This window comes from Kistimonas ophiarachnellae (assembly GCF_057552235.1).
On record NZ_BAAJPA010000004.1, the window covers coordinates 273,778 to 295,908 of the forward strand.

Annotated in this window: 17 protein-coding genes; 6 read left to right on the top strand and 11 right to left on the bottom strand. The window is 52.1% G+C overall.

The genetic code is table 11. The features are described from left to right. Positions 1-45: 45 nt before the first annotated feature. Entirely contained in the window at positions 46-972 is a 927-nt protein-coding gene (locus AC27K1_RS06800; RefSeq protein WP_487149303.1) for a branched-chain amino acid transaminase, read from the bottom strand. 222 nt (positions 973-1,194) lie between these two features. Continuing rightward, on the bottom strand, positions 1,195-4,149 hold the full coding sequence (glnE, locus tag AC27K1_RS06805; protein ID WP_487149304.1) for a bifunctional [glutamate--ammonia ligase]-adenylyl-L-tyrosine phosphorylase/[glutamate--ammonia-ligase] adenylyltransferase: 2,955 nt from the start codon (positions 4,147-4,149) through the stop codon (positions 1,195-1,197). Between the two features lie 349 nt (positions 4,150-4,498). On the opposite strand from glnE, the gene aceE reads away from it, so the two are divergent. Then, entirely contained in the window at positions 4,499-7,171 is a 2,673-nt protein-coding gene (aceE, locus tag AC27K1_RS06810; RefSeq protein ID WP_487149305.1) for a pyruvate dehydrogenase (acetyl-transferring), homodimeric type, read from the top strand. A gap of 67 nt (positions 7,172-7,238) precedes the next feature. Continuing rightward, positions 7,239-8,861 carry a dihydrolipoyllysine-residue acetyltransferase gene (aceF, locus tag AC27K1_RS06815; protein WP_487149306.1) on the top strand — a complete coding sequence of 541 codons (1,623 nt, stop codon included), beginning with the start codon at positions 7,239-7,241 and terminating at the stop codon, positions 8,859-8,861. A 71-nt stretch (positions 8,862-8,932) separates the two neighbouring features. Here the strand turns inward: aceF and AC27K1_RS06820 are convergent, their stop codons facing one another. Further along, the gene (locus AC27K1_RS06820) at positions 8,933-9,064 is read right to left on the bottom strand and encodes a hypothetical protein (RefSeq protein WP_487149308.1); all 132 of its coding nucleotides are present in this window, start codon (positions 9,062-9,064) and stop codon (positions 8,933-8,935) included. Positions 9,065-9,478: 414 nt separating this feature from the next. Between AC27K1_RS06820 and rsd the strand changes: the two genes are divergently transcribed. Further along, on the top strand, positions 9,479-9,949 hold the full coding sequence (gene rsd, locus AC27K1_RS06825; protein ID WP_487149309.1) for a sigma D regulator: 471 nt from the start codon (positions 9,479-9,481) through the stop codon (positions 9,947-9,949). Between the two features lie 73 nt (positions 9,950-10,022). On the opposite strand, the gene AC27K1_RS06830 is transcribed toward rsd, so the two are convergent. Next, positions 10,023-10,808, bottom strand: coding sequence for an FKBP-type peptidyl-prolyl cis-trans isomerase N-terminal domain-containing protein (locus AC27K1_RS06830; protein WP_487149311.1), 786 nt, complete (start codon positions 10,806-10,808; stop codon positions 10,023-10,025). 764 nt (positions 10,809-11,572) lie between these two features. Between AC27K1_RS06830 and AC27K1_RS06835 the strand changes: the two genes are divergently transcribed. Further along, on the top strand, positions 11,573-12,526 hold the full coding sequence (locus tag AC27K1_RS06835; protein WP_487149313.1) for a histone H1-like repetitive region-containing protein: 954 nt from the start codon (positions 11,573-11,575) through the stop codon (positions 12,524-12,526). 64 nt (positions 12,527-12,590) lie between these two features. Here the strand turns inward: AC27K1_RS06835 and AC27K1_RS06840 are convergent, their stop codons facing one another. Next, complete coding sequence (locus tag AC27K1_RS06840) at positions 12,591-13,097, bottom strand: TIGR02444 family protein (RefSeq protein ID WP_487149315.1); 507 nt, start codon at positions 13,095-13,097, stop codon at positions 12,591-12,593. Positions 13,098-13,123: 26 nt separating this feature from the next. Between AC27K1_RS06840 and AC27K1_RS06845 the strand changes: the two genes are divergently transcribed. Together AC27K1_RS06845 and brnQ are read left to right on the top strand one after the other, a co-directional pair. After that, positions 13,124-15,046, top strand: a complete 1,923-nt coding sequence (locus AC27K1_RS06845) for an ATP-binding cassette domain-containing protein (RefSeq protein ID WP_487149317.1) — start codon at positions 13,124-13,126, stop codon at positions 15,044-15,046. A 377-nt stretch (positions 15,047-15,423) separates the two neighbouring features. Beyond that, positions 15,424-16,749: a branched-chain amino acid transport system II carrier protein gene (gene brnQ / locus AC27K1_RS06850; RefSeq protein WP_487149318.1), complete on the top strand. Its 1,326-nt coding sequence runs from the start codon at positions 15,424-15,426 to the stop codon at positions 16,747-16,749. A gap of 73 nt (positions 16,750-16,822) precedes the next feature. Here the strand turns inward: brnQ and AC27K1_RS06855 are convergent, their stop codons facing one another. The 6 genes from AC27K1_RS06855 to gshA form a co-directional block, all read right to left on the bottom strand. Then, on the bottom strand, positions 16,823-17,035 hold the full coding sequence (locus AC27K1_RS06855) for a cell division protein ZapB (protein WP_395181463.1): 213 nt from the start codon (positions 17,033-17,035) through the stop codon (positions 16,823-16,825). A gap of 930 nt (positions 17,036-17,965) precedes the next feature. After that, a complete protein-coding gene (nfo, locus tag AC27K1_RS06860) occupies positions 17,966-18,817 on the bottom strand; it encodes a deoxyribonuclease IV (RefSeq protein WP_487149320.1) in 852 nt (283 codons plus the stop codon). 65 nt (positions 18,818-18,882) lie between these two features. Then, positions 18,883-19,599 carry an LrgB family protein gene (locus tag AC27K1_RS06865; RefSeq protein ID WP_487149321.1) on the bottom strand — a complete coding sequence of 239 codons (717 nt, stop codon included), beginning with the start codon at positions 19,597-19,599 and terminating at the stop codon, positions 18,883-18,885. Beyond that, positions 19,589-19,972: a CidA/LrgA family protein gene (locus AC27K1_RS06870; protein WP_487149323.1), complete on the bottom strand. Its 384-nt coding sequence runs from the start codon at positions 19,970-19,972 to the stop codon at positions 19,589-19,591. Before AC27K1_RS06870 ends, AC27K1_RS06865 begins: the two co-directional genes overlap by 11 nt. Continuing rightward, complete coding sequence (locus AC27K1_RS06875) at positions 19,973-20,476, bottom strand: disulfide bond formation protein B (RefSeq protein WP_487149325.1); 504 nt, start codon at positions 20,474-20,476, stop codon at positions 19,973-19,975. A gap of 70 nt (positions 20,477-20,546) precedes the next feature. After that, the gene (gene gshA / locus AC27K1_RS06880) at positions 20,547-22,124 is read right to left on the bottom strand and encodes a glutamate--cysteine ligase (RefSeq protein WP_487149327.1); all 1,578 of its coding nucleotides are present in this window, start codon (positions 22,122-22,124) and stop codon (positions 20,547-20,549) included. Positions 22,125-22,131: the final 7 nt, after the last annotated feature.

A 22,131-nucleotide genomic window follows, 5' to 3' on the forward strand; every position in this document is an offset into this window, starting at 1 on the left:
ACTTTTTCAGGGTTTATAGTCGGAATTGCCCGGAAGGCAGGCGTATCAGCGAACGGGGGTCAACCACTCTGCGTTTTCTTCCCGTTGGCCGGTGACCTGATCAAAATACATTTTCTGCAGTTTTTCAGTGATCGGGCCGCGGCTGCCGGTACCAATCATTCGTCCATCATGTTCACGGATGGGCAGGACTTCCGCCGCAGTACCGGTGAAGAAGGCTTCCTGGGCGACATAGACTTCATCCCGGGTGATGCGCTTTTCACGAACTTCCAGGCCCAGTTCCCGGGCGAACTGGATGATAGTGTCACGGGTAATGCCTTCGAGGCAGGACGTCAGCTCCGGCGTGTAGAGAATGCCATCGTCTTTAACGATGAAGATATTTTCACCGCTGCCTTCAGCCACGTAACCTTCGTTATCCAGCAGCAGCGCTTCTTCGCAGCCACAGTCCAGCGCTTCCTTGAGCGCCAGCATGGAATTGATGTAATTGCCGTTCGCCTTGGCCTTGCACATGGTGATATTCACGTGGTGGCGCGTGTAGGACGAGGTGCGGATCTTGATGCCTTTTTCTTTGGCTTCGGGATCCATATAAGATGGCCATTCCCACGCGGCGACAATGCAGTGGGTTTTCAGGTTGTCAGCACGCAGTCCCATGCCTTCCGAACCATAAAAACACATGGGGCGCAGGTAGGCGGAATCAAGACCGTTTTCCCGCACCACGGTTCTCTGGGCTTCCAGCAGTTCTTCATAGCCGTAGGGAATGTGCATTTTCAGAATATGCGCGCTGCGAAACAGACGCCGGGTGTGTTCCTGCAGTCGGAAAATACAGGGACCATTGTCTGTGGCGTAGGCGCGGACCCCTTCAAAGACACCCAGACCATAATGCAGGGTATGGGTCAGGACGTGGGTTTTGGCTTCACGCCAGGGAACCAGTTCGCCGTCGTACCAGATAACTCCATTGCGGTCGGCAAAAGACATCAGTGCTGCTCCTATCGAAGTATTCTTTATTGTGATCGAGTCGGGTTCGTTATTACCGCAGCGGTTGCCGCTGTCGAGGTTCCGGTCAGGAACGTACGTGTTCGGCAGCCAGGTCTGATGATAGTTTACTCAGCAAAAACCGCCCGGATCGTGTCCGGGCGGTGCCTTGCGGTTTTCCGTATTCCACCATATTCCTTGGCGTAACGACAGTGGTTTTATCGTTTAGCCTGCGGTTGGTTTAGCGAGGGTTTCGGTTTGCAGGAGTTGATCCCAGATGGCGATGACAATCCGGCGCTCCTGTTGGAACTGATCCGCTGAAATACTGCTGCGCAGGTTTTGCAGGGCGCGCAGGTGAAGGGTTTTGCGATAGCGCTGGTAGATGTCCCGAAGTTGCTGACATTCCTCTGCCGGAAGCAGGGCAGCCTGCTCAAGTTCTTCCAGAATACGGATGTTGTCACTCCATTTCATCAGGGCCGGATGATCGTGAGACCAGGCAAGCACCGCGTATTGGGTGATGAACTCAATATCGACGATGCCACCGACATCCTGTTTCAGGTGAAACAGGTGATTTCCATTCCATGTGTCAGGCTTGGTGCCTGCTCCGGTTTCCCTGGTACCCAGGTTGTCCCGCATTTTTTTGCGCATATCGAGAACGTCTTTGCGTAATTCTTCCGGGTCGCGACGTTCGCCGAGGGTGATTGCGCGAATCTGTTCAAAGCGTGAAGCCATTTCGGGACAGCCGGCAATGACTCGGGCTCTGACCAGCGCCTGATGCTCCCAGGTCCAGGCTTCATTTTCCTGGTATTTCTCAAACGCGGGTAATGACGAAACGAGCAGGCCTGAGTTGCCTGAGGGGCGCAAGCGCATATCAACGTCATACAGCTGGCCGGATGCCGTGGCTGTGGATAATATGTGGACAATTCGCTGTCCGAGGCGGGTGAAGAACAGGTTGTTGTCGATTTCCCGTTCACCGTTGGTGCTCAGGTTGATGCCACCGTTATGGATGAAAACAAGGTCGAGGTCAGATCCCGGCCCCAGCTCAATGCCGCCCAGTTTGCCATAACCCAGGATGATGAAGCCCGGGTTGCAGGGTTTGTCGGGTGTTTCCATGGGGTGGCCGTAGCGAACCGTCAACTGGTTCCAGGCGATACCCAGAACTTCCTTCAGAATGGCTTCAGCAATCCATGTCAGGTAATCACTTTCTTTCATCAACGGCATGGTGCCAGCGACCTGGGCTGCCGCCAGGCGAAGCACGTGGGCCATTTTGAAATAGCGCAGCGCTTCCATCTGGGATTCCAGGTCTTCTTCCGGAATATGGGATAGCTGCTGACGAAGCTCATCCTGTAGGGCTTCCTGGTTCGGCGGTGTATAGAGGCTGCCAAGGTTGAGGAATTCATCCAGCAATACTGGATGGCGGGCGACCTGTCCGCTGATCCAGGGGCTGGCGGCACAGAGCCTGACCAGATGTTCCAATGCATGCGGGTTTTCAATCAGCAGTACCAGGTAGGCCGTACGGCGCAGTACCGCTTCAATAATTGGCAGAACCCGGTTTAGCGCTTGATCGGGATCCTCCGCATTGCTAACTGTCTGCAGCAGAGCAGGCATAAATTGTCGGATGCGATCTGCGCTTTGGCGTCGAACGGTTTTGAGTACCTTGCTGTCACGGAGATCCATAAGACGGCGGTGGGCGGTTTCCGGATCGGTAAAACCATGACGCTGCAGCAGCTCAACTTCTTCTTCAGGCTGGCGCCGGGCAGACCAGAGGACTTCCCAGTCATCGCCGGATTCCTCGTGAGCCGATTGTGGTGCGTCCGGATCTCGAATCACTTGCTCAAAATGGTAAGTCACCCGTTCACGATAATGATCCAGTGCTTCCTGGAATGCTTGCTGGTCATTGAAGCCCATGATCCAGGCCAGACGATCATATTCCTGTTCGGAGGCAGGCAGAGTCTGCGTCTGCCGGTCAGCCACGGCCTGTAGCGCATGCTCGGTATTTCTGAGGAAATGGTAGGCTTCTCGAAGTTCGTGACAGGCTGTTTGGGGCATATATCCCAGGGCTTCCAGTGACGACAGAATGTTTAATAGCGAGCGCTCCTGTAGTCGACGCTCCCGTCCGCCATGAATCAGCTGGAAACTCTGGACAATAAACTCTATTTCCCGAATGCCGCCAGGCCCCAACTTGATATTGTTCTGCTTGTTTAGGCGCGAGACTTCACGATGAATCAGTCGCTTCATGTCACGCAGAGCGTCAATGGCGCCAAAATCGATATAGCGACGATAGACAAAAGGCCTCAGGGTTTTCAGTAGTTCTTCACCCCGGCAGATATCACCCGCGACAACCCTGGCCTTGATCATGGCGTATCGTTCCCAGTCCCGTCCCTGATCCTGGTAGTACTGCTCCATGGCGGCAAAGCTCAGTACCAGGGCGCCGCTTTGACCGTAAGGACGCAGCCGCATATCTACGCGAAAGGCAAAACCATCGACGGTTTTGGCATCCAGCGCCGTAATCAGCTTTTGACCCAGCCTGACAAAGAATTCCTGATTATCCAGACTGCGTGCGGCACCTCGGGTTTCACCTTTATTGGGATAACAGAAGATCAGGTCGATATCTGACGAGAGGTTGAGTTCGCCCGCGCCCAGCTTACCCATACCTAAAATCACCATTTTCTGGGGTACAGGTTCAGACTCGGGAGTAGACCTGCCATAGGGTGTCCCGAGCGATTCACAAAGCCGGTCATAGAGCCACTGGCAGGCGCTGTCGATGCAGCAGTCCGCCAGGTTGGATAGGTCCGCTGTGGTTTCCGATAAATCCGCCAGTCGGTTCAGATCGCGCCAGATAATGCGGAATTGATGGTAATGACGAAATTGCCGCAGAGCGGCAGCCAGTTCTTCTTCTGTGGTAACGGTAGACAGCTTGTCGTCTAATGATTGCTGAATCGCATTTTTTGACAGTGTTTGTGTTAATTGGCCATTGTTGACCAGTGTTTTGAACATGTCCGGCTTTCGCTGGCAGAGGTCTGCGGCGTAATCACTGCCGCCCCAGCAGATATCCAGCTGCTCCCGGGTGGTTTGATCCAGATTCTCAAGAAATTGCCGGCTATCGGCATCAATCTCTGCAAACTGCTGCCGACGGCATTGAAGTGACTGTCGGATATGTTCAGGTATGGCGGCAATCATGGAGCCCTCTGTCCTACCGGTAGGCGACGTCACGATAGTATCGGATTTTGTGCCTGTGCGTGAGGGCTTGTTCAGTCGGTTGTTCGATCGTGGGTTTGTCTGTAATTAAATGTAGCTTTACTACATGAAGGGGTCGATCAGGATTGTCAAACCTACAAAAAATGTAGTAAAACTACAAAATTATTTGAGTCTGGATCCGCAGGCTTTACTTGCTGATTTCAGAAGTTGTCATGACATGGTGCAGCGTGTCGTCAGCGGGCTCAAGACTATAATTTGAACATCAGGCGGTCGGGTGCGATGGATTCCGTTGCATTTTTCCGCCTCCTCCCTCAGGGCTTGGAGCATAGCAATGCAGCGCGATATTGATCCGATGGAGACCCAGGAGTGGCTGGATGCTCTCGAATCCGTGCTTGAAAAAGAAGGCGAAGACCGGGCGCATTTCCTGCTGACCCGTCTGGCCCAGCACGCCAGCCGCAAGGGAACCCAGCTTCCCTACGCGATCACTACCCCCTACCGCAACACCATTCCTTCCGCCAGGGAAGCCCGGATGCCCGGCGACCTGTTCATGGAGCGTCGTATCCGTTCCGTGGTTCGCTGGAATGCACTGGCCATGGTAATGCGCGCCAGCAAGCGCGGCGGTGACCTGGGTGGTCACATCTCATCTTTTGCGTCCAGCGCCACGCTGTACGACATCGGTTACAACTACTTTTTCCACGGTCCGGAAAATGACCGTGAAGGCGACCTGGTGTACTATCAGGGCCACGTGTCTCCGGGTATCTATTCCCGTGCCTTCATGGAAGGCCGTCTGACGGAAGAGCAGCTGGACAACTTCCGTTCCGAAGTGAGCGGCAAGGGTCTTTCTTCCTATCCGCACCCCTGGCTGATGCCTGAGTTCTGGCAGTTCCCCACGGTTTCCATGGGGCTTGGTCCGCTGCAGGCGATCTACCAGGCGCACTTCATGAAGTACCTGATCAACCGCAACATGATGCCGGAACAGAACCGTAAGGTCTGGGCATTCCTGGGTGACGGTGAGATGGACGAGCCGGAATCCCTGGGTGCGATCTCCCTGGCTGGCCGTGAAAAGCTGGATAACCTGGTGTTCGTGGTTAACTGTAACCTGCAGCGTCTGGATGGCCCGGTCCGTGGTAACGGCAAGATCATTCAGGAACTGGAAGGCGTCTTCCGTGGTGCCGGCTGGAACGTTATCAAGGTCGTCTGGGGCCGTCATTGGGATCCGCTGTTTGCCAACGACAAGAATGGCGCCATGCAGCAGATCATGGATGAAGCCGTGGATGGTGACTACCAGAACTGCAAGGCCAAGGGCGGCGGGTGGACCCGTGAGAACTTCTTCGGTCGTGACCCGGAAGCCCTGAAGCTGGTTGAGCACCTGTCTGATGAAGACATCTGGCGCCTGAACCGTGGTGGCCACGATCCTTACAAGGTGTACGCGGCGTATCACGCAGCTGTGAACCACACCGGTCAGCCGACTGTTATTCTGGCCAAGACCGTTAAAGGTTACGGCACTGGCGCCAGCGCGGAATCCGCCAACGTCAGCCACTCGGTCAAGAAGCTGCCGATTGAAGACCTCAAGCATTTCCGCGATCGTTTCGATCTGCCGATCCGTGATGACGAGCTGGAAAACCTGCCGTACTACAAGCCCGCTCCGGACAGCCCGGAAATGGTATACATGCGCAAGCGTCGTGAGAAGCTGGGCGGTTTCATCCCGCAGCGTCGTCCGAAGACCAGCGTTGCTTTGCCTGTGCCTGAACTGAAGGCCTTTGAAGCGGTCACCAAGGGCAGCGGCGAGCGCCAGATTTCCACAACCATGGCGCTGACCCGTATTCTGGGTGTGCTGACCAAGGACAAGACCCTCGGCAAGCACGTTGTGCCGATTGTGCCTGACGAAGCCCGTACCTTCGGTATGGAAGGCATGTTCCGTCAGCTGGGCATCTACTCTGCTGAAGGCCAGAAGTACGAGCCGCAGGATTCTGACCAGGTCATGTTCTACAAGGAATCCAAGTCTGGTCAGATTCTGGAAGAGGGTATCAACGAAGCCGGCGCCCACGCAGCCTGGATCGCTGCTGCGACCTCTTACAGCAACAACGACGTGCCGATGATTCCGTTCTATGTGTTCTATTCCATGTTCGGTTTCCAGCGTACCGGTGACCTGGCCTGGGCGTCCGGCGACATGCAGGCCCGTGGCTTCCTGGTGGGTGCGACTTCCGGCCGTACCACGCTGAACGGTGAAGGTCTGCAGCATCAGGACGGTCACAGCCATATTTTGGCGTCCACCATCCCGAACTGCGTGAGCTATGACCCGACCTATGGCTATGAACTGGCGGTCATCATTCAGGACGGTCTGCGCCGTATGGTTGAAGATCAGGAGAATGTCTTCTATTACCTGACTACCCTGAATGAAAACTACGTCCAGCCGGCGATGCCTGAAGGCGATGACGTGATTGAAGGCATCATCAAGGGTATGTACTGCTTCGAAGACTCTTCCAAGGAAAGCGCCAGCAACGATAAGCCCAAAGTTCAGCTGATGGGTTGTGGTTCCATTCTGGAAGAAGTGCGTGCAGCGGTCGAGATTCTGCGTAATGACTTTGGGGTGGAATCTGATATCTGGAGTGCAACCAGCTTCAACGAGCTGCGTCGTGATGGTCTGGATGCTGCGCGTTGGAACATGCTGAACCCGACCGCTGAAAAGCGTGTTTCCTGGGTTGAGAAGCAGCTGTCCGGTCGCAAGGGACCTGTCATTGCCGCGACTGACTACATGAAGCTGTATGCCGACCAGGTCCGTGACTTTGTACCGGGTACGTTTGTCGCCCTGGGTACTGACGGTTTCGGTCGCTCCGATACCCGTGAGAACCTGCGCAGCTTCTTCGAAGTTGACCGTTACTACATTACGGTCGCGGCGCTGTCCGGCCTGATGAAGGACGGCGAGATTGAAGCCAGCGTGGTGGTGGATGCCATGAAGAAATTCGGCATCGATCCGGAAAAGAACAATCCCCTGTATTGCTAACGCTCTGTAACCCGGGGTGGCGGCGGAGTCAAAACCGCCACCCGGTTCCAGATCCTAAGGTGAACGAATGACTGACGAAATCATCAAGGTACCGGACATTGGCAGCGATGGCGCAGAAGTCATCGAAGTGTGTGTCGGGGCGGGCGATCAGGTTGAGGCCGAAGATTCTCTGATTGTGCTTGAGTCTGACAAGGCAACCATGGAAGTGCCTGCGCCGCGTAATGGCCGTATTGTCGAAGTCCTGCTGAAAGTGGGTGACAAGGTCTCTGAAGGCGATGACCTGCTGAAAATGGCGGCTGAAGACGGTGCAGCCGCTGCGCCTGCAGAAACACCTGCAGCCCCTGCTCCGGTTGCTGAGGAACCTGTAGCGGCGCCAGCGCCTGAAGCCGCACCGGCAGCACCCGCTGCAAGTGTTATCAAGGAAGTGCGGGTACCGGATATCGGTTCCGATAATGTGCCGGTGATCGAAGTGTCGGTGAAGCCGGGCGACGAAATCAGCGAAGAAGATCCGCTGGTCACGCTGGAATCCGACAAGGCAACCATGGAAGTGCCATCGCCCTTCAGTGGCGTGGTCACGGAAGTGAAAGTAAAGGAAGGCGATACCCTCAGTCAGGGCGACCTGATTATCATGGTGGAAGTCGCGGGTGCAGCGCCTGTCGCGCAAGCTGCAGCCCCCTCACAGGCACCTGTGGCTGACAAGCCGGTTGCTGCCAGCCAGCCTGAAGCACCTGCTGCTCAGCCTCAGAAGGCGGCCGAATCCAGTCGTGAGCTGGAACAGGCTAATAAGAGCGTTCACGCAGGCCCTGCGGTTCGCAAGATTGCCCGTGAGTTTGGTGTCGACCTGTCACAGGTTCGTGGCTCTGGTCCCCGCAGCCGGATTCTGAAAGAAGATGTTCAGAATTACGTGAAGGCCAAGCTAAGCGAGCCCAAGTCTGCCCAGGTTTCCGGTGGCTTGGGTATTCCCCAGATGCCAGCAGTAGACTTCAGCAAGTGGGGTGAAGTCGAAGAGAAAGAGCTGACTCGCCTGCGTCAGGTTGCAGCAAAGAACTTCCAGCGCAGCTGGCTGAACGTTCCACATGTGACCCAGTTTGATGAGTCCGATATCACTGAGCTGGAAGATTTCCGTAAGAGCCAGAAAGCTGCAGCCCAGGCCCGTGGCAGCAAGCTGACACCGCTGCCGTTCATGCTGAAGGCCTGTGCGTATGCACTGAAGGAAATGCCGCAGTTCTGTGCTTCCCTGTCACCGGAAGTGGATCGTATTATCTACAAGAAATACGTCAACATCGGTATGGCAGTGGATACGCCGGATGGTCTGCTGGTACCGGTCATCAAGGATGTCGATAAGAAAGGGCTGTGGGAACTGGCGGATGAGTGTGTGGCTCTGGCTGAGAAGGCCAGAAACAAGCAGCTCAAGCCAGATGAGATGCAGGGTGGCTGTTTCACCATCTCCAGCCTGGGTTCTGTCGGTGGTACCGCGTTTACGCCAATCGTGAATGCGCCTGAAGTGGCGATTCTGGGTATCTCCAAGGCTGAGATTAAGCCGAAGTGGAATGGTGCTGAGTTTGAACCTCGTCTGATGTTGCCATTGTCTCTGTCCTATGATCACAGAGCGATCAATGGTGCTGAAGCCGCGCGTTTCACCTCGTTACTGGGACAGTTGCTCTCAGATATCAGGAATATCCTGCTCTGAGTGTAAGCTTGTCTTGCGAACAAAAATGCCAGCTTAAACGCTGGCATTTTTTTATGGGGGGAGATAGAGAATCAGTGGCCGTCGCTTCTACTGATACGGTTATCGAGCAATGAGAGTAATACACCACCCAGAAAACCTGCTGTGAGTATGGCGCCGATTGAGCCTATGCAAAACCAGCCGCTTACCATGACGAATTCGTTCATGCTTTGATCTCCCTCCAGTTGATTTTTCTATTTCTTGTTTATCCACTCTAAAGTGATGCTGATTGTTGAGAGTTGATATGGATCAATAAAATCTCGCTCCTATTGCTCGTTAGCTATTTTTATTTTTTGTTTCGATTGAGCTTGATTGTTAAGAAAATTAAGCTACTCAATTTTTTTATATAAGTAATGAAAATTAATTTTCATTTATTTATTTCTTTCTATTCTTAACGAGATTGCTATTAGGTGGTGGTATGGTGATTTACTCCCTAAAGGTGCATTTTGAGCCATAAACTTCTTGCGGGGGGATAGCGTGCTGCCGTAACCTAATGACTTCAAGTTATCCAGACGTTTTCTGGGTAGCCTTTCCATTACTACTGGCTGTAAAACCGACGCTAACAGTAAAGGGGAAAGATAATGCTGGAAGGTTGCAAGTCAGCCAAAGAACGCTGGGGAGGAGTATCCGAGCTGATCGACAACTGGCTGAACGGGAGGCAGGAGTTACTGGTACTTTACTGTTCCTTAAGCGGTGTTGAGCAGTTGCGGGTCGATGAACGCCCCTTCTTTGAGAAAATGCGGCATCTCTGCCAGATGCTCGTTGATTATGTGTCAGCCGGGCATTTCGAGATCTATGAGCAGCTTCAGCAGGAAGCGGCAGAGTTTAATGATGATGTCGCGTTGCATAGCGCTACTGCACTCTTTGACGCTATCCAGAAGACCACAGAATTCTGCCTCGACTTCAATGACGGTATCGACAAGTTCAGTGATATACAGTCATTGCAGGTAGCGCTCTCCAAGCTGGGGGAGTGTTTGGAGGAACGTTTTGCGCTTGAAGATCAGCTAATTGAAATCCTCCACAACTCGCATGGGGAGGCTGTTACCCAGTAATCAGAGAGTGTGCGGGCTGTAAATTCAATGATGGCTGGTTGTGGTAATCAATGTGCCACAACCAGCCATTTTTTTAGTTAACGGCTTTGGTTTCCTGCTCGCCAACTTTGATCAATTCAACCTTGAAGGTCAGCAGTTCGTTGGGGCCAATGCGACCGGGGATCCCGCCGGGACCGTAAGCCAGACTTGCGGGAATATAAAGCTCCCAGGTAGAACCTTCAGGCATCAACTGGAGAGCTTCTGTCCAGCCGGGGATAACTTGAGTGGTTTTAAACATGGCGGGTTCGCCACGTTCATAAGAACTGTCGAAGATTTTGCCATCAAGGGTCTTACCTTCGTAGTGAACTGTGACTTCAGCATCTGCAGACGCTTTTGGTCCGCTGCCCTTTTTCAGTACTTTGTACTGTAGACCTGAATCGGTTGTAACAATGCCGGATTTCTTACCATTTTCTTTCAGGAACTGATCGCCTTTTTCCTGATTCTTCTGGGCTTGTTCCTGCATTTCTTTCTGCATTTTTTCAGCTTGCGCCTGTTGCGCTTTCTGAATCACTGCAATCATGTCATTACGATCAAGGGCCAGCTTTTTATCAGAAACTGCATCTTCAATGCCCTGTGACAGTGCCTGAAGATCGAGATTGTCGAAGTCGTTTTTCAAACGCTCGCCAAGCATAGCGCCCAGGCTATAACTCAATTTTGCCTTTTCGGTTCCAAGGGGAGTCGTCCCTTCAGCCAGTGCGGTCATACTTGTTGCGCTGGCTAGAATCAGCGTGGCTGCAATCGTTTTAAGCTTCATTGCATTCTCTTTTTCAGGTTGGAAGAACCCTTCCGGGGAAAGGAAGTTCGGAACATCATTGTTCAATTTTATGTCAAAGGCAAGTGTGGAGCGTTATTATTGTAGTGATTTCAACATAATATTGACGCTTAAGCTAACAAAAATTTTATGCCTTTATCGGTAGAAATAAAGAGCGTTGCTTTTATTATGTTCCTTTTGGTATTGAATCGCGTGGTTTCTTTTTCCTTTATATATAGGTTGTTTTGATTTTATGAGTTGCAGGATAAATAAGATGGCATAGATAAATGAAAGATAAGTGAAAAAAATTTTGCATATGTTCTAAGTGTTGGTCTATATCTATGTAAAAATATTGGTATAAATTAGACTACTCTTATAATCAATGTTTTTTCCTTGATGAAAAGCAATTCAGATTGCATCAAGCGTTTTGTTGGATGTTGGTTTTAATTGATGTGTTGTTACCTGTTCAATAACAACAATATTAATAAATGAAAGAAGAATAGGATGGCGGCAATAATCAATACGGTGGTGGGTTTATTGAGATTGTTCATGCTCAATTGAGTTTGAATAATCAGGAAGTCATTCAGGTGACTTCTTTGGTGTTGCGGCAAGGTGAGTGCCAGGCAGTAAAAGGCGAGAAAACGTGCTGGCTGGGATGGCGTCTAGCTGACATTGCCGGAAGGTTTAAACCGTACTGATGGGTATCAGGCGGGTAAAGGCCAGAGATACTGTTGTAAGTAGTGGACTGGATGTCCGTGGCACACAGCAGTTTCTGGAAGTGATACAGGGATGTTAGGTAATGATCCAAGCTTGCAAGCGCTAAGGAGAAAGCCATGGAAAAGCTAGATATGGAAATCACGAGGTCAGCCGCGCCTAAGAAGGCCGCTGCCGCCAAAAAGAAACCTGCAGCAAAAAAAACTGTTGCCAAGAAGAAGACAACAGCGCGTAAGTCTACTGCCAAGAAGACTGTCGCCAAGAAGAAGCCAGCAGCTAAGAAGACAACAGCTCGCAAAGCTACTGCCAAGAAGACTGTCGCCAAGAAGAAGCCAGCAGCTAAGAAGACAACAGCTCGCAAAGCTACTGCCAAGAAGACTGTAGCTAAGAAGAAGCCAGTAGCTAAGAAGGCAACAGCTCGCAAAGCTACTGCCAAGAAGACTGTAGCTAAGAAGAAGCCAGCAGCTAAGAAGACAACAGCTCGCAAAGCTACTGCCAAGAAGACTGTAGCTAAGAAGAAGCCAGCAGCTAAGAAGGCAACAGCTCGCAAAGCTACTGCCAAGAAGACTGTAGCCAAGAAGAAGACAACAGCGCGTAAGTCTACTGCCAAGAAGACTGTTGCCAAGAAGAAGCCAGCAGCTCGCAAGTCTACTGCGAAGAAGACTGTTGCCAAGAAGAAGCCAGCAGCTCGCAAGTCTACTGCGAAGAAGACTGTTGCCAAGAAGAAGCCAGCAGCTCGCAAGTCTACTGCGAAGAAGACTGTTGCCAAGAAGAAGCCGGCAGCGCGTAAGTCTACTGCGAAGAAGGCTGTTGCCAAGAAGAAGCCAGCAGCTCGCAAGGCTACTGCGAAGAAGGCTGTTGCCAAGAAGAAGCCAGCAACTCGCAAGGCTACTGCGAAGAAGGCTGTTGCCAAGAAGAAGCCAGCAGCTCGCAAGGCTACTACTAAAAAGGCAGCTGTAAAGAAAACTGCAGCCAAGAGAAAGGCGCCAGCTCGTAAGCCTGCCAAGAAGGCGGTTGCTCGCAAGCCGGCTGCTCGCAGGGCTACTGCAAGAAAAGCTGCTAAAAAGAAATAAGCTGATAGTTCGCCTGTTCCGTTCGTTGGAATGTGCGATGTAGTATCAGATATTTAAGGGGCCATTAAGGCCCCTTTATTATTTGCTGGCAATGAGTGAGCAGGTTTTGAATCGTCGGTTGGTTGTTTTCTGCCGTATCGGAAATGTGTAAATACTGCTGTAGATTCTTTTCCAATATATCGTGACTGTCCAGATCACTGCTTTCTGAGAGCAGGTCTTCCAGATCAAACAATCGTTTCTGCTGGATGCATTCTGCATCAAGTTCAGCATGCTTGCACTGGGAGTAGAGAGCTTGTGTTGAAGCATCAGGCTGGATTATTGCTTTCACTCTTTGCCTGATAATCCGTAACGGAAGAATAATCTCATTGTGCCACCGCGATATTTCAGGCCAGTAATGCGCGAGCCGCCCTGATGAGCGAAAGACACGATGCTCTTTAGCAAGCCAGCAGCAAAACAAAAGCATGTTGATATCCAGCTGGTAGGTTTCCTGGAGCATTAATAGCGTTTCACCCGCAGTTGGCCATACCTGTACGGAGTAATCCCAAAACGGATTGTCGGATATGTTCTTCATGACAGCCTTAACATAGAATGCGCGTCATGATCAGATTACAGCAAATCAACCTCATGCGGGGCGGAAAACGCCTGCTGGAAGACGCCAGTTTCGTTATCCACCAAGGCCAGAAAATCGGTTTGACCGGGGCTAACGGTTGCGGAAAGTCCACTTTGTTTGCCTTGATTCGGGGGGAAATATCCGCGGATGCCGGCAATGTGGATATTCCCAAAAATCTCCGGATTGCCCATATGGCCCAGGAAGTTTTGGCGCTTGATCGTCCTGCCGTTGACTATGTTCTGGATGGTGACGTTGAGCTGCGCCGTATTCAGCAAGCCATTGCGGATGCCGAGACCCGTCACGATGACAACGCCCTGGCCATCCATCATGCGGCGCTCGAGAATCATCATGGTTATTCTGCCAAATCCAGAGCTGAGCAGCTGCTGCATGGATTAGGCTTTAGCCAGGATCAGATGGAGTCCAGTGTCCGGTCGTTTTCCGGTGGCTGGCGTGTACGTCTGAACCTTGCCCAGACGTTGATGTGCCCGTCTGACATGCTCTTGCTGGACGAACCGACCAACCACCTGGATATGGATGCCATCATCTGGCTGGAAGGCTGGCTGAAGCAATATCCGGGTATGCTGTTACTGATATCCCATGACAGGGATTTCCTGGATGGCGTTGTCGATCAGATTGCCCATATCGAACGGCAGACCTTGACGACTTACCGGGGCAATTACACCGCGTTTGAACGTACCCGGGCGGAGCGTCTGGCGCTGCAGCAATCGAGCTATGAGAAACAGCAAAAGCAGAAAGCACACCTTGAAGATTTTATTCGCCGTTTCCGCGCCAAGGCGACCAAGGCGAAACAGGCTCAGAGTCGATTAAAGGCGCTGGATCGTCTGGAAGAGATCGCACCCGCGCATGTGGATTCACCGTTTACGTTTACGCTGCCCGAGCCTGAACGCTTTTCTGACCCTCTGCTCCTGATTCGAAAAGGGGAAATGGGATATGCCGACGCGCCAATATTGAAAGACGTTGCGCTGGGCTTGCATCCTGGCAGTTGCATTGGGCTGTTGGGGCCGAACGGTGCCGGTAAATCCACGCTGATGAAAACGCTGGCTGGTCAGTTATCTCTGTTAGCCGGGGATCGCGTTGAAGGTGAACACCTGAAAATTGGCTACTTTGCCCAGCATCAGCTGGAAAGTCTGGATCTGGAAGCAACGCCCGTATTGCATATTCAGCGTCTCACCAAAACCGCACGTGAGCAGGAAATCCGGGATTTCCTCGGTGGTTTCGGTTTCCATGGTGACAAGGCACTGGAAGTCGTCAAAGGCTTTTCCGGTGGTGAACAGGCGCGACTGGCACTGGCCATTGTGGCCTGGCAGAAACCCAACCTGCTCTTGCTGGATGAGCCCACCAACCATCTTGACCTTGAGATGCGTCATGCGCTGACCATGGCGTTGCAGGGGTATACCGGCGCAATGGTGCTGATCTCTCACGACCGGAATCTGCTGCGTAATACCACGGATGAACTCTATCTGGTCAGCGACGGAAAACTGGAACCGTTTGACAATGATCTTGATGCCTATGCTGCCTGGCTTTCACAGCAGCGCCGCAATGCGGGTTTGCGTGAGTCCCAGGCTTCTGTAGAGAGCGAGACGGGTGCGACTACTTCGGCCCGTGATCGTAAAGAGCAGAAGCGTCTTGAAGCGGCTTTACGGAGCAAGCTCCGTCCCTACAAGCAGCGTGTAGAGAAACTGGAGCAGGCATTGGAGACGTGTCAGGCGTCTTTGTCAGAGGTTGAACAGTCACTCCATGACTCCGCTCTCTATACGGATGATGGTAAGGAGCAGTTGAAGGTTCTGCTGGCGAATCAGGTTGAATTGAAGCAGCAGTTACAGCAACTGGAGGACGAATGGATGGAAGCCTGTGAAGCCCTTGAAACGGCGGAAAGTCAGGTTCTGTGATTGAAATATCGGCGTCAGTGTCTCATGGCGCCATTTTTCGTGTTTTTCTTTGCTGTGCTGGAAAGGTCGCTACCCATTCCCTGTGTAGGTACAAGCCGTAATTGAGGCGGCGGTGAGAAGTATGGGATATATAAGGGAAGCTTAATTGTCATGTTCCGCTGGCTGAATGTAATGAAAGAGTCCAGCCAGTTTCAGGACATGGCATTCTGGGTATGCAAGGGATGATCAATGCTTCACAAGAGCTGTGGTCACCGCTCCGTAAAACCATCCACTTTTCGGAGTAGCAAGCCGGTGACCCCGTGCTTTCTACCTGTCCTGCATCCCTCTTGTGACATCAGCCGAAGTGCTGCCGTAATGCCACGAAAAGGGGTATGTCTTTGTCTATTCGTTTGAAATCTACCGATGTAGTGGCCGTTGGCCTGATGACTTTTGCGCTGTTCCTAGGCGCAGGTAACCTGATTTTTCCTCCCTTTCTGGGCCAGTTGGCCGGTGAAGCGGTCGTCCCTGCGGCGGCGGGATTCCTGTTGACCGGTGTTGGACTCCCCCTGCTGGGACTGATGGTCGCAGCCAAACTGGGCGGCGGTCTGGATCGTTTTACCCAGGACCTTCCCCGGTGGGCTGCCATGTTGACGGGAATTGTCCTGTACCTGGCCATTGGCCCGCTCTTTGCGGCGCCCCGGACCGCGGTTGTTTCTTATGAGATGGGCGTGTTGCCATTTGTGGGCGAAGGCAGTTCCGGTGCGCTTGCCCTGTACAGTGTCGGCTTCTTCCTGCTGACGCTGGTGTTGGCGCTTTTCCCCGGAAAGCTGATTGAAACCGTGGGTAAACTGATTACACCACTGCTGGTATTGGTCCTGGTTGCCATTGCTATTGGTGTCTTTGTGACACCACAGGGGGTGGTCGCTGAAGCCGGTATGCACCTGGAAGAGCCTGCCTTCATTTATGGCTTCAAACAGGGGTATCAGACGATGGATACCCTGGCGGCACTGGCCTTCGGTATTGTCATTATCACTGCCCTGCGCCAGCGGGGGGTGGAAGACCGGGCGGATCTGACCCGCTATACCATTAGTGCAGCCGTCATTGCTGCAGTGGGTCTTTCAGCCGTTTATATCGTGCTTTCTTACCTGGGCGCGACCAGTTACGCCATTGCCGGCGGTGCTGAAAACGGTGCGCGGATTCTGAATCTCTATATCACTGCCGTTTTTGGTGACTGGGGTATGATTATCCTGGCGTTGACCATCGGTCTGGCGTGTCTCACGACCTCTGTAGGACTGATGACGGCGTGTGGTGAGTATTTTGCTGAAGTTCTGCCTGTGATGGGTTACCGGGGTTATGTGGTGCTCTGTACGGTAGTCAGTGCCCTGATTGCCAATATTGGACTGACTGAGCTGTTGGCAGTCACCATTCCTGCGCTGCTGGTTATCTATCCGATTGCTATTGCACTGATTCTGCTTTGCATGTTCCGGGAGCGTTTTGCCCAGCCGGGTGTTGTGTTTGCCTTTACCCTGTTGCCGGTACTGGCGATCAGTATTGTTGATGGACTGAATGCTGCCGGATTGTCGTTTGTTCAACCGCTGGTAGATGTCTATTCACACCTTCCGCTCCAGGGCAGTGGTCTGGGTTGGATGGCGCCAGGTGTTGCTGGCTTTGTGATGGGTCTGTTGAAGAGTGGTTCTTTTGTGCGGCAGGAGAGCCTGGCTTAAAACGACCGTAATCTGAACGCGATATAAAAAATGCCACCGAAAGGTGGCATTTTTTATGGACATGAAAACAGTCTCAGAGCGCTTCTTCGGCCAGACTGTCGAGTTTGCCGATCAGACTGCTGACCCGCTCGGTCCATGCCTGCAGTTCCTGCTTCAACTGGGCGTTTTCTTCTTCCAGACGGGTTTTGGCTTCTCTCAATTCCTCGACTTCCATCTTGTGCAGGGCAATGGTGTCGATGGCGTTCTGGATTTTGCTTTCGAGCTGGCCGAGGCTTTCAATAGACATAGCTTCATCTCACGTGGCGGAGGCAATTGTCCATGACTGTTATTGGAAACACGATCCTCGCTGCCTGGCAGCTTGAGAACGGTCGCCTTTCATGGCTGTTTGGCCTCTATTATAGAGTGAACGCATAGCGGTACCAACGCCCTGAAAGCGAATGTTGCATTGAAACGCCTACAAATTGCCGTTTATTTGCATGTGTTCGTCCGGGTCAGTCACTGGAATGATGAAATCTTCACAAAGTCTTTACGGTTAGTAAGCTACCGCTGGCGCTTATATTTGAACGTTCAATAACAGTTAGAAGGACTATTGCTATACTGGTTTTTAATGATATCGCAGTGGGTCAGTCAAGAAGATCTGATTCAGGAAAGCGAAGTCGTGATTTTAAGAGTATTAAATCGCATTGTGTTCGAGGTGTCGTTTCATGGTTTCCTGAAAGGATAGGAGGATGAAGGCGAGTGAAGCTGATCATCTTGGGTATTAGGGAGAATGGTCAATGGGTTCGGTAAGCCTGCCCTGTGCAAAGATTATTTCGCCTCTGAATGTCGAAGAGGAGGCGTTGAAAGCATTTTTTTATTCGCTATCGCATGATGCATCCGTTGAAGATTACATAGCAACAGAGTGTATTCATTTTTCTTCGTCGCATATTGAGAGTACGTTTCTGAGTCATTTACTGGCAATAACGGAACTTGCACTTGAGCAATATCCATTATCAAAAGCGATAGACTGTTTACGTAAACGTAGATGAAAGCTTGCTATTCTCTTTTCCTGGTGATGTGGTTACATCTGTAAAATCAAAGTATTCATTATTACTGAACCTCCATTCATGTTCATTGGATGGGGCAATACTGTCTTCATATTGCTGTTCTGAAAACAGTATTGCCATGTAAGAGCGCAAAATAATTCGCCGGTGTGATAAGCCGTTTTGACAGGCTTTTACAGTACTTGTTTTTCCAGCATTTTTAACGCAGCGATTTCCTCTGGCCAGATGGATTCATCAATCGTTTCCAGTATCAGGGGAACATTATTGAAGCGCTCATCCTGCATGATAAACCGGAAGACGTCCCAGCCAATTTCGCCTTGTCCAAGACTGTGGTGACGGTCTTTTCGTGAACCGAGTTCCCCTTTGGAATCATTCAGATGCATTCCCTTGAGATACTCAAAGCCAACCGTATCCGCAAATTGCTGAAAGGTGTTTTTACAGGCGTCTTCTGTTCGCAGATCATAGCCGGCCGCAAAGGTATGGCAGGTATCCAGGCAAACACCTACACGGCTTTTGTCTTCGACGTGATCAATAATCCCGGCAAGCTCTTCAAATTGCCACCCAAGGTTACTGCCCTGACCGGCAGTGTTTTCAATCACGGCAATGACGCCTTCGGTTTTATCCAGCGCAATGTTGATGGATTCAGCAATACGTTGCAGGCATTCAGTGACACTAATCGTGCGAAGATGGCTGCCTGGGTGGAAATTGAGACGATCCAGACCGAGTTGCATGCAGCGCTCCATCTCATCAATAAATGCTGCTCGCGATTTTTGCAGGGCTTCTTGTTCCGGATGGCCAAGATTGATCAGGTAGCTGTCGTGAGGAAGGATTTGCGCTGGCGAGAAACCATAACGATCACAGCGTTCCCGAAACAGCTGGATGCTTTTTTCGGTCAGCGGTTTAGCCTTCCACTGTCGTTGGTTTTTGGTGAACAGGGCGAAAGCGGTTGCTCCGATGTTATGGGCGTTGACCGGTGCATTTTCCACACCACCGGCTGCGCTGACGTGGGCGCCAACAAATTTCATAAAAGCAATCAAACCTGGTTATCGAAAAGAATAACTGTGATGGTATTGAAAACGACGACGGATGGTCAAAAGAACAGGTGGTAAAGCAGTGGCATGGCAATGGCTGTCAGTGCGCCGGTGAGAGCCAGGCCGAGGCTGGCAAAAGCGCCAGCGGTTGTGCTGCACTCAAAGGCTTTCGCTGTGCCCACACCGTGCGCTGATAACCCTAACGTAAAACCCAGTACAGCCTGATTGTCGATACGCATTATTTTCATCAGTGGCAGTGTCACCACGGCGCCAAATACGCCGACGCTGATCACCGTGCCAGCGGTTACAGAAACGAGTCCGCCCATGCTTTCTGATACCGCCATGGCGATGGGGGTTGTGACTGATTTTGGTGCGACAGACAACAGGGTTTCCATATTCCCGCCTGTCAGCCATGCAATGACGATGGCAGAGAGTGGTGCAACCGTGGCGCCAATCAAAAGGGTGACAACAACGGCCGGGGCTTCTGAGCGAATCGTGGGCAGTTGATGGTAAAGCGGTACAGCTAGGGCAACCGTTGCTGTGCCCAGAAGAATTGTGAGCAGCTCGGTGCTATCCGCATAATCGCGATAGTCCATCGGAAGATAATAAATGACTGCTGCAATCGGTATGGCGGCAGTCAAGACCGGATGCAAAAGAGGAAATTCACCGGACTTGCGAAACAGCCAGGCACTCAGTTGGAAAAAGCCCAGCGTCAGGGTCAGGCCAAAAAGCGGGGTGCAGATGAAGGCCCGGATGGCATCGGTATCAATGGTCATTTTCAGAGACCTTTGAGGTACTGTCATCAGGCTTGTAGCTGCCGCGTACAAGGTTTTTCATCACAAGTGCGGTGACCACAATCACAATTACAGTACCCAGGGAAACAACAGCCAGAATAGGAATGGTCTGGTTTTGGCTGTGGAGCAGATAAAAGATGAAACCAGTCGCTGCCGGGACAAACAGCAGCGACATATGCCGAATTAAATGACTGCTGGCATTTGTCAGATCATCCGACAAAGCCCCAAAGAAAGGCAGCGAGAGAAATAACAGCATCATTCCAATCACCGCACCAGGCACAGGCACATGGACGAAGCGATGAATGGCTTCGCCCAGACTCTGGAACAGCAACAGGATAAACAGCCCTTTGATCATTTACCGCACGGTATCCTGCTTACGAATCATTTCCAGCACCCCAAACAGGCCATAGCCGATAAAGGCAACGAGGGTCCAGCCCGGGATCGACAGACCAAGGAAACGCCACTGAACTTCGGCGCAGTCGCCGGTACCACTGAACATGACTCTGATAAGTTCATTCATGGGCAGGACATCAGCAAGGTAACCAATTCCCGGCATGCACGCCGGCGCTTCTTCCGGTGGAAGCCCCTGCAAGTATAGTTGCCGGATGGCCAGACCTGCGCCGACGATGGCAAAGGTCAGTGTCAAACCACCATAGATACGCAAGCCTCGCCCCGGAGGGTTATGAATAGCGGCAATCAGGGAGATCAGGCCGAGGATCAGGAAGGCAACGCGCTGGGTAATACACAGCGGGCAGGGTTCCAGCATCATGACATGTTCAAAGAACATGGCCGTTGCCAGCAGTCCGATCACAGCAAGGGAAGCCAGTATATGCAGATAGCGTGACTTGGGAATCAGCATGGAAGCCTCGTTATATCCTTGTTTTGTTATTAGGCGACGAACGACGTAGTCGAATCGTCGCCAGTCTTGTTCAGTCGGTGAAGTATTGCGCCAGGAACGTGTCAAAGTCGATCTTATCCGCAGCCTCAATAGCCTGCTGGTCACGCAGCGATTGCTGGGCCAGCTCTGAGAAATATTCCATCCGGGACTGACTCAACGGGATCTGTCTGAAGTAATCAGACTGGATCTCGGCCAGCTCCTGCGACATCTCAATGAAGCTATGGTTATGCTTTGACAGTATGTTCAGCACCTGGGCCGACGGCGTACGTTCGCTGTTATTGAGCTTGCGGCGCTGCTGGCGAATACTCATGGAAAAGTCACCGGTGCCGTGAATGCTGTCCATTAACGCGGCGACAGGTTCCAGTTGATCCAGCAGTTCCAGTCCCCAGTCGGTCAGCGTGATGCTTTGTCCTGACTGTTCCAGCATCAGGCCGGGGCGACGCCCTTCATTGACGGTTTTCTCGAAATTCCCGGCAATAGCCTTGCACTCAGCTTCTTCGATGGCCGGACTGTCCTGCAGGGCGCAGTACACCAGGAAAACATCCAGGAAGCGCGCCTGAACTGCATCAATGCCAACAGGCAGGAAGGGGTTCAGATCCAGACAGCGGACTTCGATATATTCAACACCTCGTTCGCGCAGAGCAACAACGGGCTTCTCGCCGGAGCGTGTTACACGCTTGGGACGGATCGGGCTGTAGTACTCATTTTCAATCTGGAGCAGGTTGGTGTTGAGCTGCAGGTATTCGCCGTCTTTTTTGAGGCCGATTTTTTCATACTCGGCATAAGGCGTATGGATGGCCTGCCACAGACTCTCAACATAATCATTCAGATTGTTGTAGCAGATGTTCAGGGACGACTGGGCATTGTTGGTGTAACCCAGATCGCTCATCCGCAGTGAGGTTGCCCAGGGCATCAGTCGTGTGCTGTCACCGCCAGATTCCAGCGGGAGGTTGGCGTCCGGATGTTGATCCAGGAAACAACGATCCATGGCCGGAGAAGCGCCAAACAGGTACATCAACAACCAGGAGTAACGGCGGAAGTTACGAATCAGCGCAAAGTAGCCTTCGGACTGGTAATCAATCGGCTCGCGTGAATCATTGGCCAGTGTTTGCAGGAGCGACCAGAAGGTGCCCGGTAACGAAAAGTTGTAATGAATACCAGCAATCGTCTGCATGGCCTTGCCATAGCGGTGCGCCAGCCCCTGCCGGTAGACATGCTTCATCTGGCCGATATTGGAGGCGCCATACCAGGCAACGGGAATGTGCTCATCCCCTTCCAGCACCGGCGGCATGCTGGAACCCCAGATGCTTTCAGAAGCATCCATTTTCTTGAGCGTGAAACTGTGCAGCTCCTCAAGAAAGGCCAGTGTAGCGCCAATATCCTGATAGACCGGTGTAATGAATTCCAGCAGTGCTTCGGAATAATCGGTCGTGATATAGGGATGCGTCAGGGTGGCGCCAACGCGCTCCGGATGACGGGCCTGGGACAGGCGGCTGTCTGCCGTTACGCGCAGGCCTTCTTTTTCGATGCCGTGGCGGACCTGGCGCAGACAATGGTGGTGTTCAGCCTTTTGCAGAGCCTGCAGGCGGCGTTCAAATATCTGGGACAAGCTGTAA

Coding starts and splice junctions, on each gene's coding strand:
- AC27K1_RS06800 (WP_487149303.1), bottom strand. CDS start 972: ATGTCTTTTGCCGACCGCAATGGAGTTATCTGGTACGACGGCGAACTG.
- glnE (WP_487149304.1), bottom strand. CDS start 4,149: ATGATTGCCGCCATACCTGAACATATCCGACAGTCACTTCAATGCCGT.
- aceE (WP_487149305.1), top strand. CDS start 4,499: ATGCAGCGCGATATTGATCCGATGGAGACCCAGGAGTGGCTGGATGCT.
- aceF (WP_487149306.1), top strand. CDS start 7,239: ATGACTGACGAAATCATCAAGGTACCGGACATTGGCAGCGATGGCGCA.
- AC27K1_RS06820 (WP_487149308.1), bottom strand. CDS start 9,064: ATGAACGAATTCGTCATGGTAAGCGGCTGGTTTTGCATAGGCTCAATC.
- rsd (WP_487149309.1), top strand. CDS start 9,479: ATGCTGGAAGGTTGCAAGTCAGCCAAAGAACGCTGGGGAGGAGTATCC.
- AC27K1_RS06835 (WP_487149313.1), top strand. CDS start 11,573: ATGGAAAAGCTAGATATGGAAATCACGAGGTCAGCCGCGCCTAAGAAG.
- AC27K1_RS06840 (WP_487149315.1), bottom strand. CDS start 13,097: ATGAAGAACATATCCGACAATCCGTTTTGGGATTACTCCGTACAGGTA.
- AC27K1_RS06845 (WP_487149317.1), top strand. CDS start 13,124: ATGATCAGATTACAGCAAATCAACCTCATGCGGGGCGGAAAACGCCTG.
- AC27K1_RS06855 (WP_395181463.1), bottom strand. CDS start 17,035: ATGTCTATTGAAAGCCTCGGCCAGCTCGAAAGCAAAATCCAGAACGCC.
- nfo (WP_487149320.1), bottom strand. CDS start 18,817: ATGAAATTTGTTGGCGCCCACGTCAGCGCAGCCGGTGGTGTGGAAAAT.
- AC27K1_RS06865 (WP_487149321.1), bottom strand. CDS start 19,599: ATGACCATTGATACCGATGCCATCCGGGCCTTCATCTGCACCCCGCTT.
- AC27K1_RS06870 (WP_487149323.1), bottom strand. CDS start 19,972: ATGATCAAAGGGCTGTTTATCCTGTTGCTGTTCCAGAGTCTGGGCGAA.
- AC27K1_RS06875 (WP_487149325.1), bottom strand. CDS start 20,476: ATGCTGATTCCCAAGTCACGCTATCTGCATATACTGGCTTCCCTTGCT.